At 45.5% G+C, this 21,101-nt stretch carries 20 protein-coding genes and 1 tRNA gene; 7 read left to right on the top strand and 14 right to left on the bottom strand.

The window, feature by feature from the left end; translation table 11 throughout:
- Positions 1 to 69 precede the first annotated feature (69 nt).
- The 5 genes from SPSYN_RS11085 (at position 70) to SPSYN_RS11065 (ending at position 5,455) form a co-directional block, all read left to right on the top strand.
- Positions 70 to 2,853: a dynamin family protein gene (locus SPSYN_RS11085; RefSeq protein WP_161822556.1), complete on the top strand. Its 2,784-nt coding sequence runs from the start codon at positions 70 to 72 to the stop codon at positions 2,851 to 2,853.
- Positions 2,854 to 2,905: 52 nt separating this feature from the next.
- Positions 2,906 to 3,088 (top strand): hypothetical protein, encoded by a 183-nt coding sequence (locus SPSYN_RS11080; RefSeq protein WP_161822555.1) that lies wholly within the window; start codon positions 2,906 to 2,908, stop codon positions 3,086 to 3,088.
- 15 nt (positions 3,089 to 3,103) lie between these two features.
- Entirely contained in the window at positions 3,104 to 3,364 is a 261-nt protein-coding gene (locus SPSYN_RS11075; RefSeq protein WP_161822554.1) for a hypothetical protein, read from the top strand.
- Position 3,365: 1 nt separating this feature from the next.
- A complete protein-coding gene (locus SPSYN_RS11070) occupies positions 3,366 to 3,683 on the top strand; it encodes a hypothetical protein (protein WP_161822553.1) in 318 nt (105 codons plus the stop codon).
- A 428-nt stretch (positions 3,684 to 4,111) separates the two neighbouring features.
- On the top strand, positions 4,112 to 5,455 hold the full coding sequence (locus tag SPSYN_RS11065) for an ATP-binding protein (protein WP_161822552.1): 1,344 nt from the start codon (positions 4,112 to 4,114) through the stop codon (positions 5,453 to 5,455).
- Here SPSYN_RS11065 and SPSYN_RS11060 read toward each other — a convergent pair.
- A complete protein-coding gene (locus tag SPSYN_RS11060) occupies positions 5,447 to 6,190 on the bottom strand; it encodes an HAD family hydrolase (protein WP_161822551.1) in 744 nt (247 codons plus the stop codon). The two genes, SPSYN_RS11065 and SPSYN_RS11060, sit on opposite strands and share 9 nt — an antisense overlap.
- Before the next feature lie 148 nt (positions 6,191 to 6,338).
- Between SPSYN_RS11060 and SPSYN_RS11055 the strand changes: the two genes are divergently transcribed.
- Positions 6,339 to 6,578 (top strand): hypothetical protein, encoded by a 240-nt coding sequence (locus SPSYN_RS11055; protein WP_161822550.1) that lies wholly within the window; start codon positions 6,339 to 6,341, stop codon positions 6,576 to 6,578.
- A gap of 160 nt (positions 6,579 to 6,738) precedes the next feature.
- Here the strand turns inward: SPSYN_RS11055 and SPSYN_RS11050 are convergent, their stop codons facing one another.
- From SPSYN_RS11050 to yqeK, 9 genes are all read right to left on the bottom strand, one after another.
- Positions 6,739 to 7,932: an acetate/propionate family kinase gene (locus SPSYN_RS11050; RefSeq protein WP_161822549.1), complete on the bottom strand. Its 1,194-nt coding sequence runs from the start codon at positions 7,930 to 7,932 to the stop codon at positions 6,739 to 6,741.
- 67 nt (positions 7,933 to 7,999) lie between these two features.
- On the bottom strand, positions 8,000 to 8,992 hold the full coding sequence (gene pta / locus SPSYN_RS11045; RefSeq protein WP_161822807.1) for a phosphate acetyltransferase: 993 nt from the start codon (positions 8,990 to 8,992) through the stop codon (positions 8,000 to 8,002).
- A gap of 586 nt (positions 8,993 to 9,578) precedes the next feature.
- On the bottom strand, positions 9,579 to 9,779 hold the full coding sequence (locus tag SPSYN_RS11040; protein ID WP_161822548.1) for a PspC domain-containing protein: 201 nt from the start codon (positions 9,777 to 9,779) through the stop codon (positions 9,579 to 9,581).
- A gap of 66 nt (positions 9,780 to 9,845) precedes the next feature.
- Positions 9,846 to 10,532: a rhomboid family intramembrane serine protease gene (locus SPSYN_RS11035; RefSeq protein ID WP_161822547.1), complete on the bottom strand. Its 687-nt coding sequence runs from the start codon at positions 10,530 to 10,532 to the stop codon at positions 9,846 to 9,848.
- A gap of 256 nt (positions 10,533 to 10,788) precedes the next feature.
- Positions 10,789 to 11,664 (bottom strand): ATP phosphoribosyltransferase, encoded by an 876-nt coding sequence (gene hisG, locus SPSYN_RS11030; protein ID WP_161822546.1) that lies wholly within the window; start codon positions 11,662 to 11,664, stop codon positions 10,789 to 10,791.
- 250 nt (positions 11,665 to 11,914) lie between these two features.
- On the bottom strand, positions 11,915 to 14,401 hold the full coding sequence (gene leuS, locus SPSYN_RS11025; RefSeq protein WP_161822544.1) for a leucine--tRNA ligase: 2,487 nt from the start codon (positions 14,399 to 14,401) through the stop codon (positions 11,915 to 11,917).
- A gap of 148 nt (positions 14,402 to 14,549) precedes the next feature.
- A tRNA-Ala gene (locus SPSYN_RS11020) sits at positions 14,550 to 14,625 on the bottom strand.
- 225 nt (positions 14,626 to 14,850) lie between these two features.
- Positions 14,851 to 15,207 (bottom strand): ribosome silencing factor, encoded by a 357-nt coding sequence (rsfS, locus tag SPSYN_RS11015; protein ID WP_161822542.1) that lies wholly within the window; start codon positions 15,205 to 15,207, stop codon positions 14,851 to 14,853.
- Positions 15,208 to 15,242: 35 nt separating this feature from the next.
- Positions 15,243 to 15,842 (bottom strand): bis(5'-nucleosyl)-tetraphosphatase (symmetrical) YqeK, encoded by a 600-nt coding sequence (gene yqeK / locus SPSYN_RS11010; protein ID WP_161822541.1) that lies wholly within the window; start codon positions 15,840 to 15,842, stop codon positions 15,243 to 15,245.
- A 438-nt stretch (positions 15,843 to 16,280) separates the two neighbouring features.
- Here yqeK and SPSYN_RS11005 point away from each other — a divergent pair, with 438 nt between their 5' ends.
- Positions 16,281 to 16,892 (top strand): spore coat protein, encoded by a 612-nt coding sequence (locus SPSYN_RS11005; protein WP_202623819.1) that lies wholly within the window; start codon positions 16,281 to 16,283, stop codon positions 16,890 to 16,892.
- Positions 16,893 to 17,595: 703 nt separating this feature from the next.
- On the opposite strand, the gene SPSYN_RS11000 is transcribed toward SPSYN_RS11005, so the two are convergent.
- The 4 genes from SPSYN_RS11000 to SPSYN_RS10985 all read right to left on the bottom strand — a co-directional run bounded on the left by SPSYN_RS11000 (position 17,596) and on the right by SPSYN_RS10985 (position 20,741).
- Positions 17,596 to 19,191, bottom strand: a complete 1,596-nt coding sequence (locus tag SPSYN_RS11000) for an ABC1 kinase family protein (protein ID WP_161822540.1) — start codon at positions 19,189 to 19,191, stop codon at positions 17,596 to 17,598.
- Positions 19,166 to 19,477: a phasin family protein gene (locus SPSYN_RS10995; protein ID WP_161822539.1), complete on the bottom strand. Its 312-nt coding sequence runs from the start codon at positions 19,475 to 19,477 to the stop codon at positions 19,166 to 19,168. Before SPSYN_RS10995 ends, SPSYN_RS11000 begins: the two co-directional genes overlap by 26 nt.
- A gap of 209 nt (positions 19,478 to 19,686) precedes the next feature.
- On the bottom strand, positions 19,687 to 20,112 hold the full coding sequence (locus SPSYN_RS10990; protein ID WP_161822537.1) for a CoA-binding protein: 426 nt from the start codon (positions 20,110 to 20,112) through the stop codon (positions 19,687 to 19,689).
- Positions 20,113 to 20,510: 398 nt separating this feature from the next.
- A complete protein-coding gene (locus SPSYN_RS10985) occupies positions 20,511 to 20,741 on the bottom strand; it encodes a hypothetical protein (protein WP_161822536.1) in 231 nt (76 codons plus the stop codon).
- Between the last annotated feature and the right edge of the window lie 360 nt (positions 20,742 to 21,101).

Genomic DNA, 21,101 nt, shown 5'->3' with positions numbered 1-21,101 from the left:
TCCATCAAGGGAAAATAGACATTTTACACTACAGCCAGATTTCCGGATATATTATCAAGGGTGGTAATTATGCAAAATCAAAGCCTTGATTGCTTTTTCTCGCAAGTCGATGAATTAACCCAAACCCACCTTAACCAAGATGAAGTGCCAACCGTGGTTGTGATGGGCCCCTATAATACCGGTAAATCTACCCTGATTAATTGCCTTTTAGGGCAGTACCTTTCACCAGTAGATATCATACCGACCACACCGGCCCCGGTCCGATTCAGTTACGGCGAACATTTCCTGGCACTGCTCCATTATCCCGACCGGCAGATGCATGTTTTAACTCCGGGTGAACTGACCCGCCTTTTAACCCGCAAGGAGCGACTCGGTCATGAGATAACCCATGTTGAAGTACGGTACAAGCACGAGCTGCTTAAAAAAATGCATATAGTTGATACCCCCGGACTGGATGCCTTACACGAACCGTCCTCACTGCTCAGCCGCATCCCCGTCGCCGACCATATTGTTTATTTATTGCAACAACGGGGTCTTAACGAGGCAGACCGGCAGCACATCCAAAAGCTGCTCAGCAGCTACAACCCGGGCAATATCTCCTTTTGGCTGAACTGCAACCTGGGTGACCATGACGGCACAGCCCTGGAGGAATCCCGCCAGTATTTGCGGCAAATCTGTGCCGGCGAAGTGACCGTTCACATGACCAACACCATACATCCAGATGATGTAAACAAATTTATAACATATATAGAAAACCGTGCGGCGCTGTGCAAGCTGCAAAAGATAAGCGGTAAGCTGAACAAACTGGATCTGCAAATCAACGATCAGATTACCACAGCTATGCGTGAAAATGATGATGCGGAATTCTTAGTTAAACTCTGGCCTGCCGTTGAACAAGCCCGATTAATCCTCGACGGGGAATATAAGCTGAACACCCTGCCCCCGGTGACGCAGGAAATAGCTGCCTTACTAACCAAACCGACCGGCCGGTCAGCTGACCGAAGTAACGTAACAGTGGTCTATAAAACAGCCGGTCCCCAGCGAGACCCGGCAGTAATCAAGGGAAAATTTATTTCTTTAATTAAGCAAGCCCTGGCTGACCCTTCCCTGCTGTCCGATGCTGAATGCATCAAACAACTAAAACAACTGCACAGCCAGCTGCACCAGGAGAATTTTCTGGTCACCACTGCCGGTGGGTTTTCTAGCGGTAAGTCTACATTTCTTAATGCTTTAATGGGTGAGGCCATCCTGCCCGCCCAAAATCGCCCGACCACTGCTGCGATTACCTTACTCAAACACGGCAGCCAGAAAAAAGCTACGATAAACTATGCCCGGCAAATAACTATCCCCACTCATTATTTAGAAGACAAGCAAGCAGTCCTTTGCCGGCATGAGCTTGAAGCCCTGGAACAGTGGATTTCTGACCCGATCCTGCCGGGGCAGATCAGTGCCATTGATAAGAGTAAGAACGGTAATTTAACTAAAATTACTGCGAAGGAACTACTGCAGCAGTTAGAGCTCTTAAAAAAATTCTTCGCCCGGGTGAAACGGGATTTCCCCAATAAAAAAAGACGCCCCTGGAAATCCTTATTCAAAAAAATTGCAGCGACCAAATTTCTAGCCAGTGACTTAGCCGATTACTTCGTTGTTCATTTTAAAAATGCGGCTCAACAGGAACTTGAGCTGGAAAGCGCGGCCGGCAGGGCTGAGCTGAACAAGCTGACTGCCTCGCACCTGGCTTTGCGGGTAGCGGATATCGTGATCGAGCACCCGGCGGAACCACTTCGCCTGGCTACATTTGTGGATACACCGGGACTAGATTCAGTTTACCACCACCATCGGGAAATAACCAACCGCTACCTGCCGGCATCAGATTGCTTCCTCTTTTTTTTAAATGGAAAACATATTCTCACTCAACCCGACATGAGTATCTGGACCATGCTGCGGGCAGCGATGCAAGACAAAAAACAGCCGGGTAGCAAGTTATTTGTTATCGTTAACTTCGCCGACACTCTGACCGGTAAAGAACGCAATAAGGTATACCATTACTTACAAGATAATTTAATTAAACCTTCCCAGGGAGCGGTAAACCAGGGCAGTTTATTCTTTATTTCCGCTCTGCAAGCCTTAAACGGAGCTGATCAAACTAATTTCTCCCGCTTGCTGGGAAGTTTGAAAGAACGCATCTGGGAATTACGCTGTGCCGAGCACTACCCTGAATATATTCAAGCCTTTAAACAAGCTTTACCCAGCGCCGTGCAGCCAACAGTCAAGCCGGAGGATACACGAGCCGAGCAGCAGCTGGCTTTATTAAAAATTGAAACCGGGACGTTGCTGAAGGCCATCAAAGAAAGACTGAATTACTGGCAGGCCCATATAGCAGCCTTTAGCAGCCTGGACGACTTTTATGGACTCCGTGAAGGTCAGAAATCAATGAAAGGTTGGCTCGGTTTATCCCGTAAAACTGTAACAGTGCCCTCGTGCCGGGACTTAGCCGAGAGTGTCAATGCCTTGTTGAAGGACTATCAGCGTAAATGGATAAGTCAGGCAGATAATCTGACGGTTAGTCATTTAAACTTAGCGGAGCTGCAAAAAACCATTGATCAATTAATGGCGGATTTTAATTTATCCCGTGCTCATAGTGTATTAAATAAATACCTTAAGGTCCAAGAAGCACACATCAGCTCATCCATTAAAACTCTGGCCGGCCAAATTGAGCAGCATTTAACGCTTAACATATCTATAAAGAAAAGTTATCATCTATCCCCCGCTGCATTAACAGCTGCCCAGCGCTATCTTCAACATATCAACAAGTTGGAAGCAAGTATCTACGGCACCAGTCAGCAAGGATAAGCAACAACGCTGGCCTTTATGGTTTCAACTCTTAACCCGGGAGGGAGCTAACATGCAAAACGCCAGAGCACTAGACGAAAGGCTGCGCAAAATAATTAGAGAAATCAGTGACAGTACCGGCCAGGAAATTAAACGCGATTTAATTAAAGAACTGGCCAGCGTATTAACTGAAAACCGGACCAAGGAATTAAACAGTTTCCTGGAATCATTTAACCGGGCTCTGAAAAAAATTTAAAAGGAGGAACAGGATATGTTCAGAGGTCAAGATAATGAAATGCAAGGGGTCATCACGGATATTTTAGTTGGGCTAAAGGGAAAATTTGTTCAGCCTGTTTTAGACGAAAACGGAAGGCTGTTAAACATGCTGGAGGAATTAAAAAGGCAGGACCAGGAGGGCATGGCTGAACTAAAGGAACGGGTGGCACTGCTGGAACAAAAAATTGAAGAGATTCCCCTGCTGGTGCTGTCAGCTATCCGGGATGCTATTAACGAGGCCAGCGAGGATGAGTAAAATGGCCAGGCTTTATGAAATTACCCCGGAGTCTGCCTCAGGGGAAATAACCAGTTCCTTAGCTCAATCTCTAAAGAACGGGCTCTTCGCGCCCACGGAAAAGAAATTTAGCACGCTAGAAACGGAAATTATGGCCCTCACGCAGCTTATTGAGCTGGAAACGGGCAAACTTACTTTAGAAGCCAATGAAAAGTTTTATCATTTGGAAAAAGAATTAGTCCAGGTAAGAAAATGGAATCGCTTCACCGTAATACTGTCTTTGGCCAGCCTCATGGGTATTATTGTTACTTTGATTATTCTGTTTAATTGGTACAGCTAATCTCAGCAGCGGCGCAGTCACCGAATTATTATTACCGGGCAATAACTGCGCCGCCAAAGTAGCTGCCAACAGTCAACCCCATGCCTGAAGTTAACCCTGTTCTTCGGCTCCTACACCAGAACATACTGCGGCTAAGCTTTAAGGTAACCCGCCAACTGCTTATTCCTGAGCAAGCCTTAGCCGGTTATATCAATATCAATGACATTCAAGCTCTCCTACGCCCTTCCCTCCGGCGCAGTTAACACACCAAGTAGCATCGTTATTAACTGCCCACACCCTTTTTCTAACTGGTTTAAACAGCCTGCCATTGATTAAGTTTAGATCTTGACAGGTGTATTTATAATATAATTAAAATAATGTGAAATAGACTGAACCAAAAAAGGTATAATTTGCTTAATTTTCAGCGTTAAGTGAAGAGAGGGTTAACTATGTCAAATTACCTTACATCTGTTAAAGCTCTACCCAGCCTGACCATTTACCGTAATATTATGGAAGACCCGATCGTTAAAGCGGTCACCCGACACTTAGATGCAGTTTCCGCACCCACCGGCGGGATTAACCCCATACAAAGTTACAGCGAAGTCTGCCATCTGCTGTCTAAGACCAGCAACCCTTTTACCACGGGCATTGATGCCTGGCAAAACCACCTGCTGGACCTCATTTTAAAGGACGTCAATCCGTTCAGCCAGGCGGCCTATACACCGGGAGCGGATTACTCTGTTTTCAATGAAGCCGTATGCTGGGATTTGACCATTTTACGCAGTCTATTTAACCTCAGCGTAACGGATATATACGAGTCCACGATGTCGGTGCTGCAATGCTTCTTCCACTTTACTGGGGACCCGGCGCTCCCGCCCTGGGTAGCAGCCCAGCCGGCGGCTAAGGAGCACTCTGCGATCGATGAAGGGTTCCGCCAAACCAAAGAAGAATTTGCCGCTGAACCACAATGGTACAAGCTAGTGGAAGAGCTGGCTCAGCATTATGCCTTCTTTGGCTGCGGGATCTTCGGCGGCCATATCGCCTTTAAATGGGAAAACAGCGCCTTGCATGGCATCAGCCAGCCAGACACCATCAAGCTCAGCGAGTTAATCGACTATGCGGATTTACGGGAACAAATTATCGATAATACACTACAATTCTTACACGGTTACCCGGCCAACAATCTGCTGCTTTACGGTGACAGGGGCACCGGTAAATCATCAACGATCAAGGCACTACTCAACGAATATTGGCCGCGAGGCTTGCGACTGGTGGAAGTGCCTAAAAACCAGCTGGCAGATTACCAGCTAATTATTCAGGAATTACGCCACCGCAAGCATTGCTTTATCTTGTTTGTAGACGACTTATCCTTTGAGGAAAATGAAACGGATTTTAAAGACTTGAAAGCACTATTGGAAGGAGGTATTGAAGAAAAACCTGACAATGTGCTAATCTATGCCACTTCTAATCGACGGCACCTGATCAAGGAAACCTTCTCCGACCGTAAGACAAACGATGACAACCGTGAAATCAGGAGCATGGACTCAGTGCAGGAAAAGCTTTCTCTGGCCGATCGCTTCGGAATGACCATTATCTTCCCCACACCGGACCAGGAGACTTTTATTGAAATCGTCCTTGGTCTAGCTGACCAGCGACAGCTGCAGGTTGCGCCAGAGGAACTGCGCCAGCGAGCGTTAAAGTGGTCCGTCTGGTACAACGGCCGTTCACCCCGGTCGGCCCGCCAGTTTATCGATCACCTGGAGGGACAGCTCGCCCTGGGCAAGCTATCTTAACTCCGTCACAGCTTCAACAACCACGTCGGCACCGGCAGCATCCAGCTGTTCCCGCAGGCATACTCCGGACAGTACACCGATACCGCCGGCGCCCGCATTCTTAGCCATCAGGATGTCCCGGGGCGAGTCACCGATCACCACCGCCCGGCCCGGTTCTACATTTAGTAAACGACAGACGAGTAGCGCCATATCCGGTGCTGGTTTACTATTGGCTACTAAGTCTCCGCCGATAATAACATCAAAATAATTAACCAGCTCCAGGGAAAACAATGAAAGCTTAACCCTCTCCGTATCATCAGCGCTCACCACCGCCAATTTAAAATTATTAGCCCGTAGCCTGGCCAGCAACCCCTGTAGACCTGGCAGCGGTTTGGTCAACGCCTCCCAATTTACAGCTGTTTCGGAGGCTTTATATACTTCGGTGATTAGACTATGCGCCTGTGTTTCACCCATACCGTATTCGCGCAAAACATGAACCAGGGATTTACGCAGACCACTCAGTGTCCCTCCGGCCAGTGCACCGTGAGGATCCACATGCCAGGACGTTAAATCTATTCCCATAGCCTGTTCCAGTATCACCTGCTCAATAGCATAAGGTATCGCGGTCATAATCCCACCAATCACGTACCTGCACCATTCCAACCACATTGTTTTAAAATCGAGCAAAGTACCGTCCTTGTCCAATAATATGGCATCACAATCAAACTTCCTATCACCGGCCATCAGTAAAGGCATTTAACTCTCCCCCTCTTGGCAAACTTCAACATCTTAATTTTCTACAAGACCCCGGTAATTCCTTTTGCTTCCAATAATTTTGACTGTACTGACCAGCTATAAATATACCCTGCCGCGCAAACAATAAACTTAAAAACGGAGGGTAATAATGAGCTATCAAATTGAAACAAAGGTTAATAAAGATCTTTCCATAGATCCCAGCTATATTGTACACTACCGGGTGACCAGGAATGGTACCTTCGTTGGTGACGGCATTGTCGAGTATAACCGGCAGGCCGTCAGTAACGACCTATATGTAAGCGACAATATACCACCCGAAGTCGGTAAACAGCTGCAGCAGCAAATTACCGCAGCTGTACAACACTATATTAACCAGCTTAATCAATAACTTGTGTAATAGCATAAAAAAGCCTCCCCAGCAAGGGAGGCTTAATATATAAACAAGTTTATCATCGAAAGTAAGTCTTAGCTTTATGCTATTTTAACTGCTTCGGCTGCCCGGCAGCACGTTACGGTTGTCCGCAATAACTCGTCAAAACAAAAATATGCTATTTAGCCAGGCGATAAGTATCGCGAGCGATAACAAGTTCTTCATTAGTGGGGATAACGAATATGCGTACCCTGGAATCCTCTGTTGCAACATCAACTTCTTTACCGCGCACTTTGTTCTTCTCAACGTCCATCTTGATACCTAATGCATCCAGATCTTCGCAGATGTGACGGCGGATGTCGATGCCGTTTTCACCGACACCGGCAGTGAATACAATACAATCGCAGCCATTCAACTTGGCGAAGTAGTTGCCGATGTAGCCTTTTACGTGATTGTAATATACTTCAAGGGCGATCTGTGCTCTAGCATTTCCATTGTTGGCTGCTTCTTCAATGTCGCGCATGTCATTGGATACTCCGGAAAGACCCAGCAGACCGGACTTCTTATTGAAATAGTTGTTAGCTTCAGCCGGGTTCATACCCAGTTTGTCCATTAAATAGAAAACGATACCGGGGTCAATATCACCGGAGCGGGTCCCCATTACCAGGCCTTCTAATGGCGTGAAGCCCATGCTGGTGTCGACTACTTTACCATCTTTGATGGCAGCCATGCTGGCGCCATTGCCCAGATGCAGAGTGATGATCTTGCAGTCCTCAAATTTCTTACCCAGCATATCAGCAGCCCGGTGGGAAACGTAATAATGAGATGTGCCATGGAAGCCATATCTTCTGACACGATACTCCTCATATACTTCATAAGGCAGTGCATACATGTAATTGGCAGGTTCCATAGTCTGATGGAATGCAGTGTCAAATACTCCAACGTGTTTAACATTGGGCATCAGTTTTTGGCAGGCTTCAATGCCCATCAAGTTGGGGGGATTGTGCAGCGGAGCAATGTCAATGCAGTCTCTTATGACTTTTTTAACCTCATCATCGATAACTACAGATTGAGCGAAAGCTTCACCGCCGTGAACGGTACGGTGGCCAACCGCCCCGATCTCATCCATGCTCTTCACTACGCCGTATTCGGGATTGACCAGAACTTCCAGAACCAACTCCATACCTGCAGTATGATCGGGTAGATCTTGCTTGATCACAACAGCTTCTTTGCCTGCCGGCTCATGTTTCAAGGTGCTCCCCGGGATGCCGACTCTGTCTACCAGGCCCACCGCCAGAACTGATTCGTCAGTCATATCAATTACTTGATATTTAATAGACGAGCTGCCGGCATTAACGACCAAAATCTTCATTCAAATCCTACCTCCTTGAACTCAATCATTATTCATTCGACCCCTGTGGAATTTAAAACTAAATTTCCTATGCCTTAAGGGCTGTCATGGCTACAACGTTTATAACGTCATCAATGCTGCATCCTCTGGAAAGGTCGTTAACAGGTTTATCCATGCCTTGCAGGATCGGCCCGACAGCTTCTGCTCCGGCCAGTCTTTGCACTAATTTGTAGCCGATGTTTCCTGCCTGAAGGTCAGGGAATACCAAAACGTTGCAGCTGCCGGCAATTTCACTGCCGGGAGCCTTAGAAGCGCCTACACTGGGAACAATCGCTGCATCCAACTGGAACTCGCCATCCACTTTAATTTCGGGAAATCTTTCTTTGGCAATCTGAACTGCCGATACAACTTTATCTACCAACTCGTGGCTGGCACTACCTTTAGTAGAGAAGGACAGCATGCCGACTTTGGGATCTTTAAAACCGCATACATCGACTGCGGTCTGTACGGTTGCTTTGGCAAATTCAGCCATCTGCTGAGCAGACGGATCAATAGTAACGGCACAGTCGGCAAATACAAAGATACCATCGTCACCGTAGGTCTTATCCGGGCAAATCATAATAAAAGCCCCCGACACGGCAGACATGCCCGGAGCAGTCTTGATAATCTGCAGAGCTGGGCGCAATACATTACCAGTGGTGTTTTGAGCTCCGGCAACCTCGCCGTCAGCCTTGCCCAACTTAACCATCATGGAAGCAAAGAACAACGGATCCAACATGGTAGCTTTAGCTTTATCTAAAGTTACTCCCTTTTCTTTACGTAATTCATAAAATGCCTGTACAAAATCATCCAGCAATGGTGTGGTAGCCGGATTAATAATTTCGGCGCCGGATATGTCGGCACCAAAGCTGCTTGCTGCCCCCCTGACGGCACTCTCGTCACCCAATAAAACTACTTGGGCAATTTTTTGATCCACAATTGTCTTGACAGCTTTTAAGGTTCTTTCTTCGGTACCTTCGGGAAGTACTATAGTTTTACCCTTTGCAGCTGCCTTCTCTCTAATTTGCGCTGTTAAACTCATCATGCTTTACCTCCCAATTTTTTTAATTGTTTTAGATTGTTTCAAAGTTCACATTCTGGGTAAATTTTTAAAATACAAGACAGTGTGTTAATTATTGGTATTATTGACCACAGTTCAAAGAATCAGGAAACATGTGTGTTGTCGGTATTGTTAGTAAATTCGGTTTATCCGTGAAACGTGGCAAGAGCGAGTCTCAACAGCCTTGCTGTCCACAAGTCAAACTATTCTTGAAGAAGAAATGGGGCGTAAAAGTTCCATCCCGGCAAATGGTCTGGAAATGCCTATTCTGTAAATTGAAGGCCTGGAAAACGCTTCATATCTTCTGCAAAACAGTTTGGCATACTGTCAGCAGTTCGCATGCAATAAAAAGCAAGCGCTATAAACCATATCAGTATTAACCACCTGCTCCTGTACTCTCTATTCGCTGTATCAATGAACCAAAAATGATTTCGCTAAGGTTGATCCCCGGTATTTTCGTCTCTTAGGTTTTTCGTCATTAGGTCGTGAAATCCTGCTTTGCATTACATTTTTTCCTTAAAGGTAATTTAATAGAAATAATCTTTACAAAAGGAACACAAGGCAAGGATTAAAAATCTCTGGGGATAACCAGCCAGGCGATTAAATATATGAGAATACCGGGGAAGGCTGCGGAAACTACGGAAAGTAAAACGTATCCTATACGCACCAGCGTAGCATCAACACCCAAATATTCCGCCAACCCGCCGCAAACACCACCCAGCATGCTATTCCGGCTAGAGCGATATATGCGTTTAATTTGTCTAGCCATAAACTCATCTCCTTTGCCTGCCAAACTTCAATCATACTTCTTAAAGATGGCTGGAATTTTAGGTTGCTAAGGAAGATAGTAGCCCCTGTTTACTCGCGGGGTTACTATTTTGATTAATAATACTCCCATAATAAAACCGCCCACATGGGCCCAGTAAGCCACAGTTTGAGCATCACCACCCAAAGAAGCCACACCGTTAAACAACTGTAACACAAACCAGAGAGCAATGAAAACCACCGCCGGTATTTCCATAAAGGTAAAGATAATGAATATAGGCACCAGGGCAAGGACACGTGAACGCGGGAAAAGGATAATATATGCGCCCAGTACTCCGGCTACCGCCCCGCTGGCTCCCACCACCGGCACAGTGGAAAAGGGGTTACTCAAAATATGGGCCAGGCTCGCTGCAATCCCGACGACCAGGTAAAACAATAGGTATTTAAAATGCCCGAGTCGGCCTTCCACATTATCGCCAAACACCCACAAAAAAAGCATATTACCGATCACATGAAACCAGCCACCATGAATAAATATAGCGGTGATAAAATTGACCAGTAATGGGGTAAAGGGTGCACCTGTGTAAATAGCATTGAGCACTTCAGCTGGGACCACACCAAACGCATAATAAACCTGATTTAGGAGGTATGGTTCAATGCTGATCTCCCAAAAATAAATTAAAATGTTTAAAACTATGAGCGTCACATTAACAATGGGAAAAATTGGCGACTTAGTACTATCCCTAAGTGGTATCAATAACTTCTCTCCTCTCTGATGGGGAGTGCAACGTTATAAGAATAATATACTATTTAAACATATTTTGTGCACTATTTGGTTAGACTTTTGTAGCCGCTGCTAAAATTGCTATAATTTAGACCGGCAATACCTTCTTATTGTTTGCAACCAGTGGCTATTTTAGTATATTTAAATTAAACAAAAAAAGAGGAAGGCAATCTGCAAGTATCGCCTTCCTCTGGCATTTAACTAATCTAGCCCGGTTAACCTGTGTGGCTTAGGGAATAACCTTGTTCAGTGGGTACTCAATTATATCCTGAGCTCCCCCCTGGAGCAGCGCCGGAATTAGATCCCGCACCTGTTTTTCGTCCAGTACAGCCTCAAGTGCCAACCAATCACTGTTAATCAGCTGCGAGACCGTGGGGTGTTTCATGGCCGGCAAGATAGCCAGTATATTATCCAGTTTATCCTTGGGCAAGTTCATTTTAAGACCTACCTTGGAGTCAGCACGCAGCGCGCCCTGTAGTAAAACTGCCAGGTTTTGTAATTTTTCTTTTTTAAATGGATCTTCCCAGGCTTTTGGATTGGCATGCAATCGGGTGGTAGATACCAAAATAGTGTCAATTACAGTCAGTTTGTTCGCCCGCAGCGAGCTGCCCGTTTCAGTGATATCCACAATAGCGTCTACCAGGTTTGGTACCTTTACCTCTGTGGCTCCGTAACTAAACTCAACAGAGGCGTTAACACCGTTTTTCTCCAAATATTTACGGGTCAAGAGCACCAGCTCGGTAGCGATACGTTTGCCCTCCAGATCTTTAACTGTCTTTATGCCGCTGTCTTCCGCAACGGCCAGCACCACCCGGATAGGATTGGTGGTTTGTTTGGAATAAGCCAGGTCGGCCACTTCCACCACATCGGCCTCGTTTTCCGTAATCCAGTCCAGCCCGCTTAAGCCGGCATCCAAAACCCCTTCGTTTACATACCGAGGTATTTCCTGAGCCCGCATCAGCACAACTTCAATTTCCGGGTCATCTATCGATGGAAAGTAAGAGCGGCTGCTTACGGAAATATTAAAGCCCGCTTTTTTAAACAACGCAAAAGTGGACTCCTGCAAGCTGCCCTTCGGTAATCCCAATCTCAAAATATTGCCCATTAAAATATAACCCCCTTGCTTTATCTCGTTATCTATTTAGCACATTAAAGTATCTTTGCCTAGTATATACTGGGGTATAATAACTGTCAAGATATTTATATCAAATTTCTGCTTAATCAAAAGAATTTCATATAGCTACCGTATAAAGGATTAATGAGTTGTATGAAACGCAGACAGGGGCAGGTATGTTATTATCGCTAAGCAGACCCGCCCCTTTATCATTAGCCTGTTCAACCAACCAGGTCAGCTATTACTTTACCACGATGTTCACCAATTTTCCGGGCACCGGTATAACTTTAACCACCTTTTTATCACCAATCAGTGCCTGCACTTTTTCTTGCTTTAGCACCATTTCCCGCATGGCGTCCGCACTAATGCCGGCGGGGACAAGAATCCGGTCGCGCACCTTACCGTTAAGCTGCACCACAATAGTGATTTCATCTTCAACTAAAGCCTCGGGAGAATACTGGGGCCACGGCTGAGCATGGATACTGCCCTTGTGTCCGGTTAATGCCCATAACTCCTCTGTGATATGCGGGGCAAAAGGAGCCAAAAGCAGCAGCAAAGACTCTACCGCCTCGCGCATAACACCGGCATCCCGGTCGAACTCGGGCACTTCCCGGTACTGATATATAGTATTGACCAGTTCCATAATGGCGCTCACCGCGGTATTAAAGTTAAACCGGTTGCCCACATCCTCCGTAACCTTTTTAATAGCCAGGTGGGTTATCCGGCGCATATCTTTGTTGATCCCCACCAAGCTACCAGTCCGGCCCGTATATTCACCGGCAGCCAGTAGATCCCCCAGCGGCGCCACCAGACGCCATACCCGGTTCAGGAACCGATAACTGCCCTCCACTCCCTGGTCGCTCCATTCTAAATCCCGCTCGGGAGGCGAAGCGAACAGAATAAACAGCCGGGCAGTATCAGCTCCATACTTGGCCACGATATCCTCAGGGCTGACCACATTACCCTTGGATTTGCTCATCTTAGCCCCGTCCTTGAGTACCATGCCCTGGGTAAGAAGGTTGGTGAATGGTTCATCGTTACCCACCAATTGCATATCAAAAAGCACCTTGGTAATAAAACGGCTGTACAACAGGTGCAGAATAGCATGTTCCACACCACCGATATACTGGTCCACCGGCAGCCACTGCCTTACTTTGTCCCCGTCCCAGGCACTGGTTTCGTCCCGGGGGCTGGTATAACGATAGTAATAAAAGGACGAACACATAAAGGTATCCATAGTATCGGTTTCCCTGCATGCCGGGCCACCACAGCTGGGGCAGGTAGTATGCACAAAGTCCTCATGTTCAGCCAGCGGGGAACGACCGGTAGGTTTAAAGGCCACATCCATGGGCAGCATCACAGGTAATTCTGCATCAGGTACCGGTACCGCTCCGCACTGATCACAATATATGATGGGAATGGGTGCTCCCCAGTAACGCTGCCGGGAAATAAGCCAGTCCCGCAAGCGATAATTGACCCTTCCTTCGCCTAACCCCTGTTCCTGCAAATATTTGATTACGGCACTAATACCCTGCCGGCTCGGTGTGCCATTAAACTGCCCTGAATTAACCATCAATCCTTCATCTTCGAAGGCCTCGATCATAGCGCCAGGATCTAGGGTTACTCCCTCTGGCTGAATGACCACCCGAATAGGCAGGTTATACTTGCGGGCAAACTCAAAGTCACGCTGGTCATGGGCCGGTACCGCCATGACAGCGCCGGTACCGTATTCCAACAGCACATAATTGGCCACCATAATCGGCACTTTATCGCCGTTCACCGGGTTAATGCAGTAAGCGCCGGTAAATAAACCGATTTTTTCGGCTTCAGTGGAAGTACGGGCCAGTTCGCTTAAATTACGCACCTGCTTCACAAATTCCCTGATCTGACCGGCCTGTGGCTTACCCTCAATTAATTTTTCCACCAAGGGATGTTCGGGTGCCAGCACCATATAGGTTACACCATAAATAGTATCCGGTCGAGTAGTGTAGATAGCTACGGATTCATCCATTCCTTCGATTGGAAAATTAACCTCGGCGCCTTCACTGCGCCCAATCCAGTTCTTCTGCATAATCTTAACCTTATCCGGCCAGCCGCTAAGCTTTTCCAGGTCGGCCAGCAACCGGTCGGCATAGTTGGTGATCTTTAAAAACCACTGTTCCAACTCTCTTTTTTCCACTACACTGTCGCAGCGTTCGCAGGAGCCTTCCTTGACCTGCTCGTTAGCCAGTACGGTAGCACAGGAAGGGCACCAGTTTACCGCTGATTTTTTTTTGTAAGCTAACCCATGCTGATAAAGCTGTAAAAACAGCCACTGAGTCCATTTATAATATCCGGGGTGACACGTTGCCACCTCCCGGTTCCAATCATAGCTGAGCCCCAATTGTTTGAGCTGGGCCCGCATAGTATCGATATTTTCAACAGTCCAATGGGCAGGGTGTATGGCTCCATGCTTGATGGCGGCATTCTCTGCCGGCAAGCCAAAGGCGTCCCAACCCATCGGGTGGAGCACATTATAACCCTGCATCGTCTTAAACCGGGCTACTACATCTCCGATGGAGTAGTTACGCACGTGACCCATATGTAACTTACCCGAAGGATAGGGAAACATCTCCAGACAGTAATATTTGGGCCGATCACTGAAATCGGGTACCGTATAGCTATCCTGCTCAGCCCATATTCGCTGCCATTTGGCCTCTATTTCCTTAAATTCATAGCGTTCCTGCATGTCTTCCTCCCGTTTCTTTCAAAATTAACATTTTACACCTAACTACCATGTTATCACATTTTATCGAATGAAAACAAATGAAAACCCCTCATCCCATAAGGGACGAGAGGTTAATCTCGCGATACCACCCTAATTGATAAAGTCGTTTTGGTGGAGATGAGGGGGCTCGAACCCCTGACCTCCTGAATGCCATTCAGGCGCTCTCCCAGCTGAGCTACACCCCCATGACTTTATCCACTCGGTGTGTTAACGGCACAGGCCGTCCCGGTTTACTGGTTTCAACCGGGCAACTCCGGGGCGAGTTCATTCGCTTTACCCACCGCCTCGCACCAACCGACGGCTCTCTTGAGGGTAAAAATACAATATTACTATTCCCCTTCACAGTTATTAACTATTAAACTGAAGCCTATTATAAAATAAATAATATTTTATGTCAACGATAAAAATACTTACATACTTGCCGTGTATTTGACAACCTGGGCGTCTCCCCACAAATGCTCTAAATTATAAAAATGGCGTTGTTCTTCCTGGAAGATATGGACGACAACAGAACCGTAGTCCAATAACAACCATTGTGCCGTCTTGAACCCTTCCCTGCGTGGTTGACTAGAGCCGTACTCCTGCAACTTTTCCTCAATGGCATCGGCAATAGCTCGGGCATGTACTGTCGACCTGCTGCTACAAATGATAAAGTAATCAGCCACCACAGAAACCTCACTGATATTGAGCACGGTGATATCAAAGGCCTTTTTCCCTTCCGCCGCTTCAACAGCCAACTGCACCAGAACCTCAGGTTCAATTATCAACAAGCAATCCCCCTATTAGTTAGATTTTTAATACTTCAAGTTATTCGGCTAAGGTTTAAAATCTCCTGCCTGCGGTTGAAAATATTTATTCCATTTCGCGCCTGCACAATTCTGGGATGGATTAATTCGCCCCTTCGCACAGCTAGCAGGATAGCATTGTCAAAACAATATAACAAAGCTTGGTCCAGATTCTGAGTTGCTAGTTGTCGCAACTTATCCACCCCCGGGTAATTACGCCCCGGCTCTGTCTTGTCCGCTAAAAATACAATCTTATCCAGTAAGGTCATGGCCGCATCCCCCAGGGTATGCAAGTTAATAGACTGCAGAACCGCCTGATCCAACACGCCAAACTGCCTCCTGGCCAGCAACGCGCCTACAGGTGCGTGAAGCAGCACCGGTTTGAGCTCCTCGACCTCGACAACAGGCACATGATTTTCCCTGGCCATAGCCAGTAGTTCCACGTCCGACAATTCCCTGGCGCAATCGTGCAATAGACCTGCCATTTCAGCCTGCCGACGGTCGGCACCGTATAACTCGGCCAGCCCGACTGCAGTTGCGCTGACTGCCAGTGAATGCTCAAGCCTTTTGTTACCAAGCATACCTTGCAAGCGCTCTATGTAATACTTATGCTGCATTTTTCTCCTCCATGAAAAATTATATCATAGATGCAAAATAATCCAAATTGACAACCTAAAGTATTTTAAAAATGTACTTGTAAACCCATGAGTATATACCCGTGAACATTTTCCACTAATTGATTAAGCAAAAAACAACCAAAAGACTAACCTAATTCATTGAAATATGATGTTACTTTAGCTTCCTTAAATACGGACGGAACTCTGTACCTGGATTTGAAGAAAGATCAAACGGAATATGTGCAGAAGGTTGAGGATTAGCATGAGGAAAACATTGCCACCGGTGTTTAATGAGGTGCTTGTATATTTGTAACAAACACGAAAGAAAATAGACATTGGGATTCTCAAAAGGCCGCCCGGACTAAAATCTGAATTTTTACCTGGGGGTATAGGGAGGATTTGCGGAAGGTGTACAAATAACTTTAAGGAGGAGATACTATGCGCATGCAACACGATTTTGGCGCTCATGAAATTATGGAAGCTCATGAGGTTTTAACCAGCACTATTGATAGCATCAATACTTTCTCACTGCTGCGCCGGCATGTTTCCGATCAGCAGCTGGGCGAAATAATGGACAGGCAACTAAGCTTTGCGGAAAAGGAATATAACGATATGGTTTCCTTCATGTCCAACCGCCACGGCATTAGTGCCGACACCTACCACGCCCGGAGAGTCCCTTCGATTAATTACGGCCTGCGTAGCCCACAACCCGTTTCGCCCCATGAAACAGCCGGCAGGCTAAGCGACCGGGATGTAGCCTCCATAATGCTTAATATGCATAAATGTAGTGCTTCCCGTAAAATGATGGCTTCACTGGAGTGCGCTGATTCGCAGCTCCGGCATATTATGATGCAGGGTGCTATGTCCTGCGCCGAAAAGGCTTACGAAATCTTCACCTATATGAATCAAAAGGGCATGTACCAGGTGCCAACTATGCAGGACAGAACTCAGATGAACTTTATTAATACCTTCCAGCCAGTAGGTAATACCGGGACAATGGGTATGATGAGATCAGCGGGCACTTTGGAAAACCAGGGATTTATTAGCTAAGACTGAAAACCGGGGGCGGTTTAGCTTTCCAACCAGCCCCCGGCTATTTATCCCCGACCAACACGTTATACCCTCCCTAACTTTATTTACTGATCACTTCAGTCTCGGACAGGGCCTCCCGCCTAATTTCCTCGGGGTCTGTATCAATTTTTTCCAATCCAATCTCCCTCAAGATTTGATCAATTAACTCCTTTGACACATATACCAGCCTCCTTATATTTAGCGTCATTTAATAAACATATGCGTTTAAAACATATTATATGACTAATTATATATTATAAGAGAAAAAATTCAAACAATTTTTTATTAAAACTCAATTATCTATTTTTATTATATTTCGGCAATAAGATTCCTAGATCCATATTGCAGAAGCATTTTCAGACCAGGTGGTATTTGAGTGCTGCCAGTATATTATTCACTGTCTCTCGACAAACATACCTCCAACCAAGCAACCAACTATAGTTTTATATATTTATGCAGAGGTAACAATTGTTGTGCCTGGACCACTAGATCCAATATTTCACTCCCCCCTTTATTTACCCAAATGGTTTATCATAACATTTATATTAAATAATATAAAGTTAAAATTATTATAAACAACAGATTGCCAAATAAAATTAATATACGAAAATGCCATATGATGAATTTTAGGCAAACGAACTATAATATAAGCCTTACTTCTTAAGGCTTAACTATCCACACATTAATATTTATTACGAATAATTTTCTTAATTACCCAACCAGCCAACAGTATAGACAGCAAATACCCGATCCAAGCCAACACAGGAACACCATACCAATGGGGAGGCATACCTGAAGCAAAAATGATACTGGCACCAACGATACAGGCAACACTGAGCAGGCAAACCAGCAGCTTGTTGAGCATCAGGTCAAGTCGACGCGCCGGTTCATCAGCAGTTAAATCGATATTTATTCTGGTTTGCCCTCTGATGGCCATTTGCATGACATTGGAGAATTGTTCCGGTAATGCCAGGGTATGTTTGCCAAAGCTATGGAGCAATAGCATCGTCGTTAGGAATTCCTTCTTAAAATCAATTTCCTTAAATATATTTTCTGAAGCATGATTGGCAATAATTTTCACAAAATTAACCTGCGGGCTGCAGGCCGCCAAAACACCTTCAATAGTAACAATGCCCCGGGCTAACATAGAGAGGCCCGAGGGCAAAGATATCTGGTGAAAGTTTAAGATATCTTTAACCTCTTGTATGATGGGACCCAGCTGCATATCAGCTAATTCCATATCACCATATCGGGTTAGCATACTTTCAATATCTTCATAAAGCTTGGTAAAGTTAACCTTACCTTTTATCGTATCCGCAGCTAAGAATACTTCAACCAAACCCTGAATGTCCTGCTGCACAATGGATAAGATAGTCTTTTTTAATAGCCTGCGGTCCCGGCTGTTAATACGCCCCATCATACCTAAATCCAGCCAGACAATTTGGCCATCCCGGATAAAGATATTCCCCGGGTGAGGATCAGCATGAAATAAACCATCATCGACAATTTGTTTAACATAGTTCTCGGCCAACTTAATGCCGATTTCATTAATGTCATAGCCCAGTGAGGCTAGTTTTTCCAGATCGTCTATCTGTACGCCATCGATATACTCCATAACAAGTACCCTTGGTGTCGTTAAATTACGCTCCACACGGGGGAAAGCTACGTACTTAATATCTGCGTTTAAATTGGTAATTTCCTGGATATAGTTAGATTCTATAATAAAATCCATTTCCTGTTGAGCAGCCGCCCACATTTCATCCACGATTAATTTAAAGTCAATGTTTCCTACATTAATTTTAAATACTTTAATGAAGGAAATCGCTTTTTTAAGTAATTGAATATCCCGCTCCATCATTTGATATATGCCGGGACGCTGAACTTTAATCACTACGGTTTGCCCATTATGCAAGACCGCTTTATGCACCTGGGCAATCGAAGCTGAGCCAAGGGATTCCCGGGAAATTTCCTTAAAAACCTCGTCTGTCCGCAGGCCGTACTCAGCTTCAATTACTCCGATAACCTCCTCATACGAAAGCGGTTTTACATCGGTGCGCAGTTGAACCAACACATCACAGTACTCTCTTGGGAGTATATCACTGCGCATAGACATCACCTGGCCAAACTTGACATAAGTTGGACCCAGGTCCTCCAAAATTAATTTCAATTTTTCAGGAGAAACGCCGTGGATTACTCCATGGCGTTTAAGAACACTGACCATTTCCCTTAGTCTGGCAGCCGATAATTTATTATCAATCGATAACCCTAGATGCTTCATCTTTTTTCTCCATCTCCGTGAGCTTCTCTTTTAAGACAGCCAAATCTTCTTTGCTAAGAGTGGCAAGTTTATTCAAAAGATCCTCCATGCTATCGGTAACAGTTTCTTTTTTCTTACTCTCGGCACGACTGCGTTTCAATTCTTCGTTAATGATTTTGCCCTGTTCTACAGTCAGCTCGCCTTTTTCAATTAGCGTATCAATAAACTCCCTGGTTTTTTCCGCTGTGGTAGCCATCGCCCCTATCCCGGCTAAAATTATTTTTTTCATGTCATCTCCTAAATTCATCGTTAAAACCCCCTTTATATTTATAGTATACCTAAGAATACCAAATAAAGTATATACTATTCTTACCCAAAACGCTCAATCCCATTATCTATAAAATAAATTGTGTTCTTTTATTATAATACACTTCGTCCACAACCCTGACAATTAATAAGAACAGGCTTTATATTCCTAATCGGAATGCGCCTACCCTTATCCCGAAGTAACCTCTTTTATAATTTACCAAATACACCCGCCAAAATCCGGTGCACATTGTGCGGAAAGCCGGCGCCAGGCTGGTGCAAGAAGACACATGATTTGGTATACGTTATGCCAAGCTCGTCAGCAACTTTGAGCACTGCCTTGTCGGCTGAACCTTGCTGAAACCAAACATAAACAATCCCTTTCTCCTTGCACAAAGGCAATAATGCCATACTTACCCCCGGCGGGGTAAAAAAGACAGCTGCCTCCACCTCGGGTAAAGCTTCTACCGAATCATAGCAGGCTTGGCCGGCAATCGCCTTGGCATGAGGATTAACCGGGTACAGTTCATATCCCTGGGACTGCAGAAAATCATAAGCCTGCCGGCTAAAGGACTTCGGTTTTCGTGATAAACCTAGTACTGCCAGGCTTTTGAACCTGGCAAAGAAGTCGTTCATCCAAAATCCCCCTCAATAAGTATAAGTATTACACTAGAGCATGGCACTGGGCCTTGCTTGGAGCTAACATTGGTGTGTGAGTCTCGGGTTCTGTGTTCAAGCTCACTTCCATGCCATACAAATTTGTTCCACATAAAATTGAGTATATAAATAACTTGTCTTCACATATTCACGCGCTTGTTGAGCAGTAATAACTTATTCCGACATTAGGTTGTATCTCTTTTATTAATTCTTTTATTAAACAAGGAAAAACCCACTCAATTTAACTTTCCTGCCTTTTATGCTGAAAATAATTTACCCTAATTCCACCCCGGTCTACTCAAGAAAAATAAAATCAGGAAATCCTGATTTTCTCCACAAATTTGACCACCTGCAAATTAAGTCCTTTTAAACAGCACTCAATGGTATTCCCGCAGAGGTTTTTTATAGATTTGGTAGAGCTCCAATACCTGCTCTTGATAGGCCACAGGGATTTCCAGATACCCCCACCCCATAGTCATTTGAAACAAACCGTCATAGGCATGGCTGCCGTGCTCCACGATAGCGTATGGAATTGCCTCTGCATCAAGCATATCCGTGAAAAAAATCGCATCTAATACATTATCCAGCTCTAGCCGAAAAGTCTTCACGGCTTACCACTCTCCCGTCACTTAGTTTCCAACGGAGAACATATTGCACTGGTCACGATTGCTTAGATACCCAACTCGCCCTTAAGTTTATCCAGGTTCCGCATCTACAGCAGAACTACCCTTTGAGGTATACTTTTCTTCCAGCGCCTTAGCCTCGTCAACCGGTGCCTTATTGAGTTCGGCCGCCATCACCCCGGCGGTACTGCGTTTAACTCAGCAAGGTTTTCCAGCATATCATTTAATATTGTTAGGCACCATGAACATCAGCCCACTTGCTGCTGCTTGTCCTACTAATCAACCTGTCGATTCTTAATGCATCATAGAGATATATTCAGTTTAACACAAACCCCAGACCTGTGT

Origin of the sequence: Sporotomaculum syntrophicum (assembly GCF_009932395.1) — a bacterium.
Lineage (GTDB): Bacteria > Bacillota > Desulfotomaculia > Desulfotomaculales > Desulfallaceae > Sporotomaculum > Sporotomaculum syntrophicum.
The sequence above is the reverse complement of the archived record's forward strand: the minus strand, read 5'-3'. Positions and strand labels throughout refer to the sequence as shown.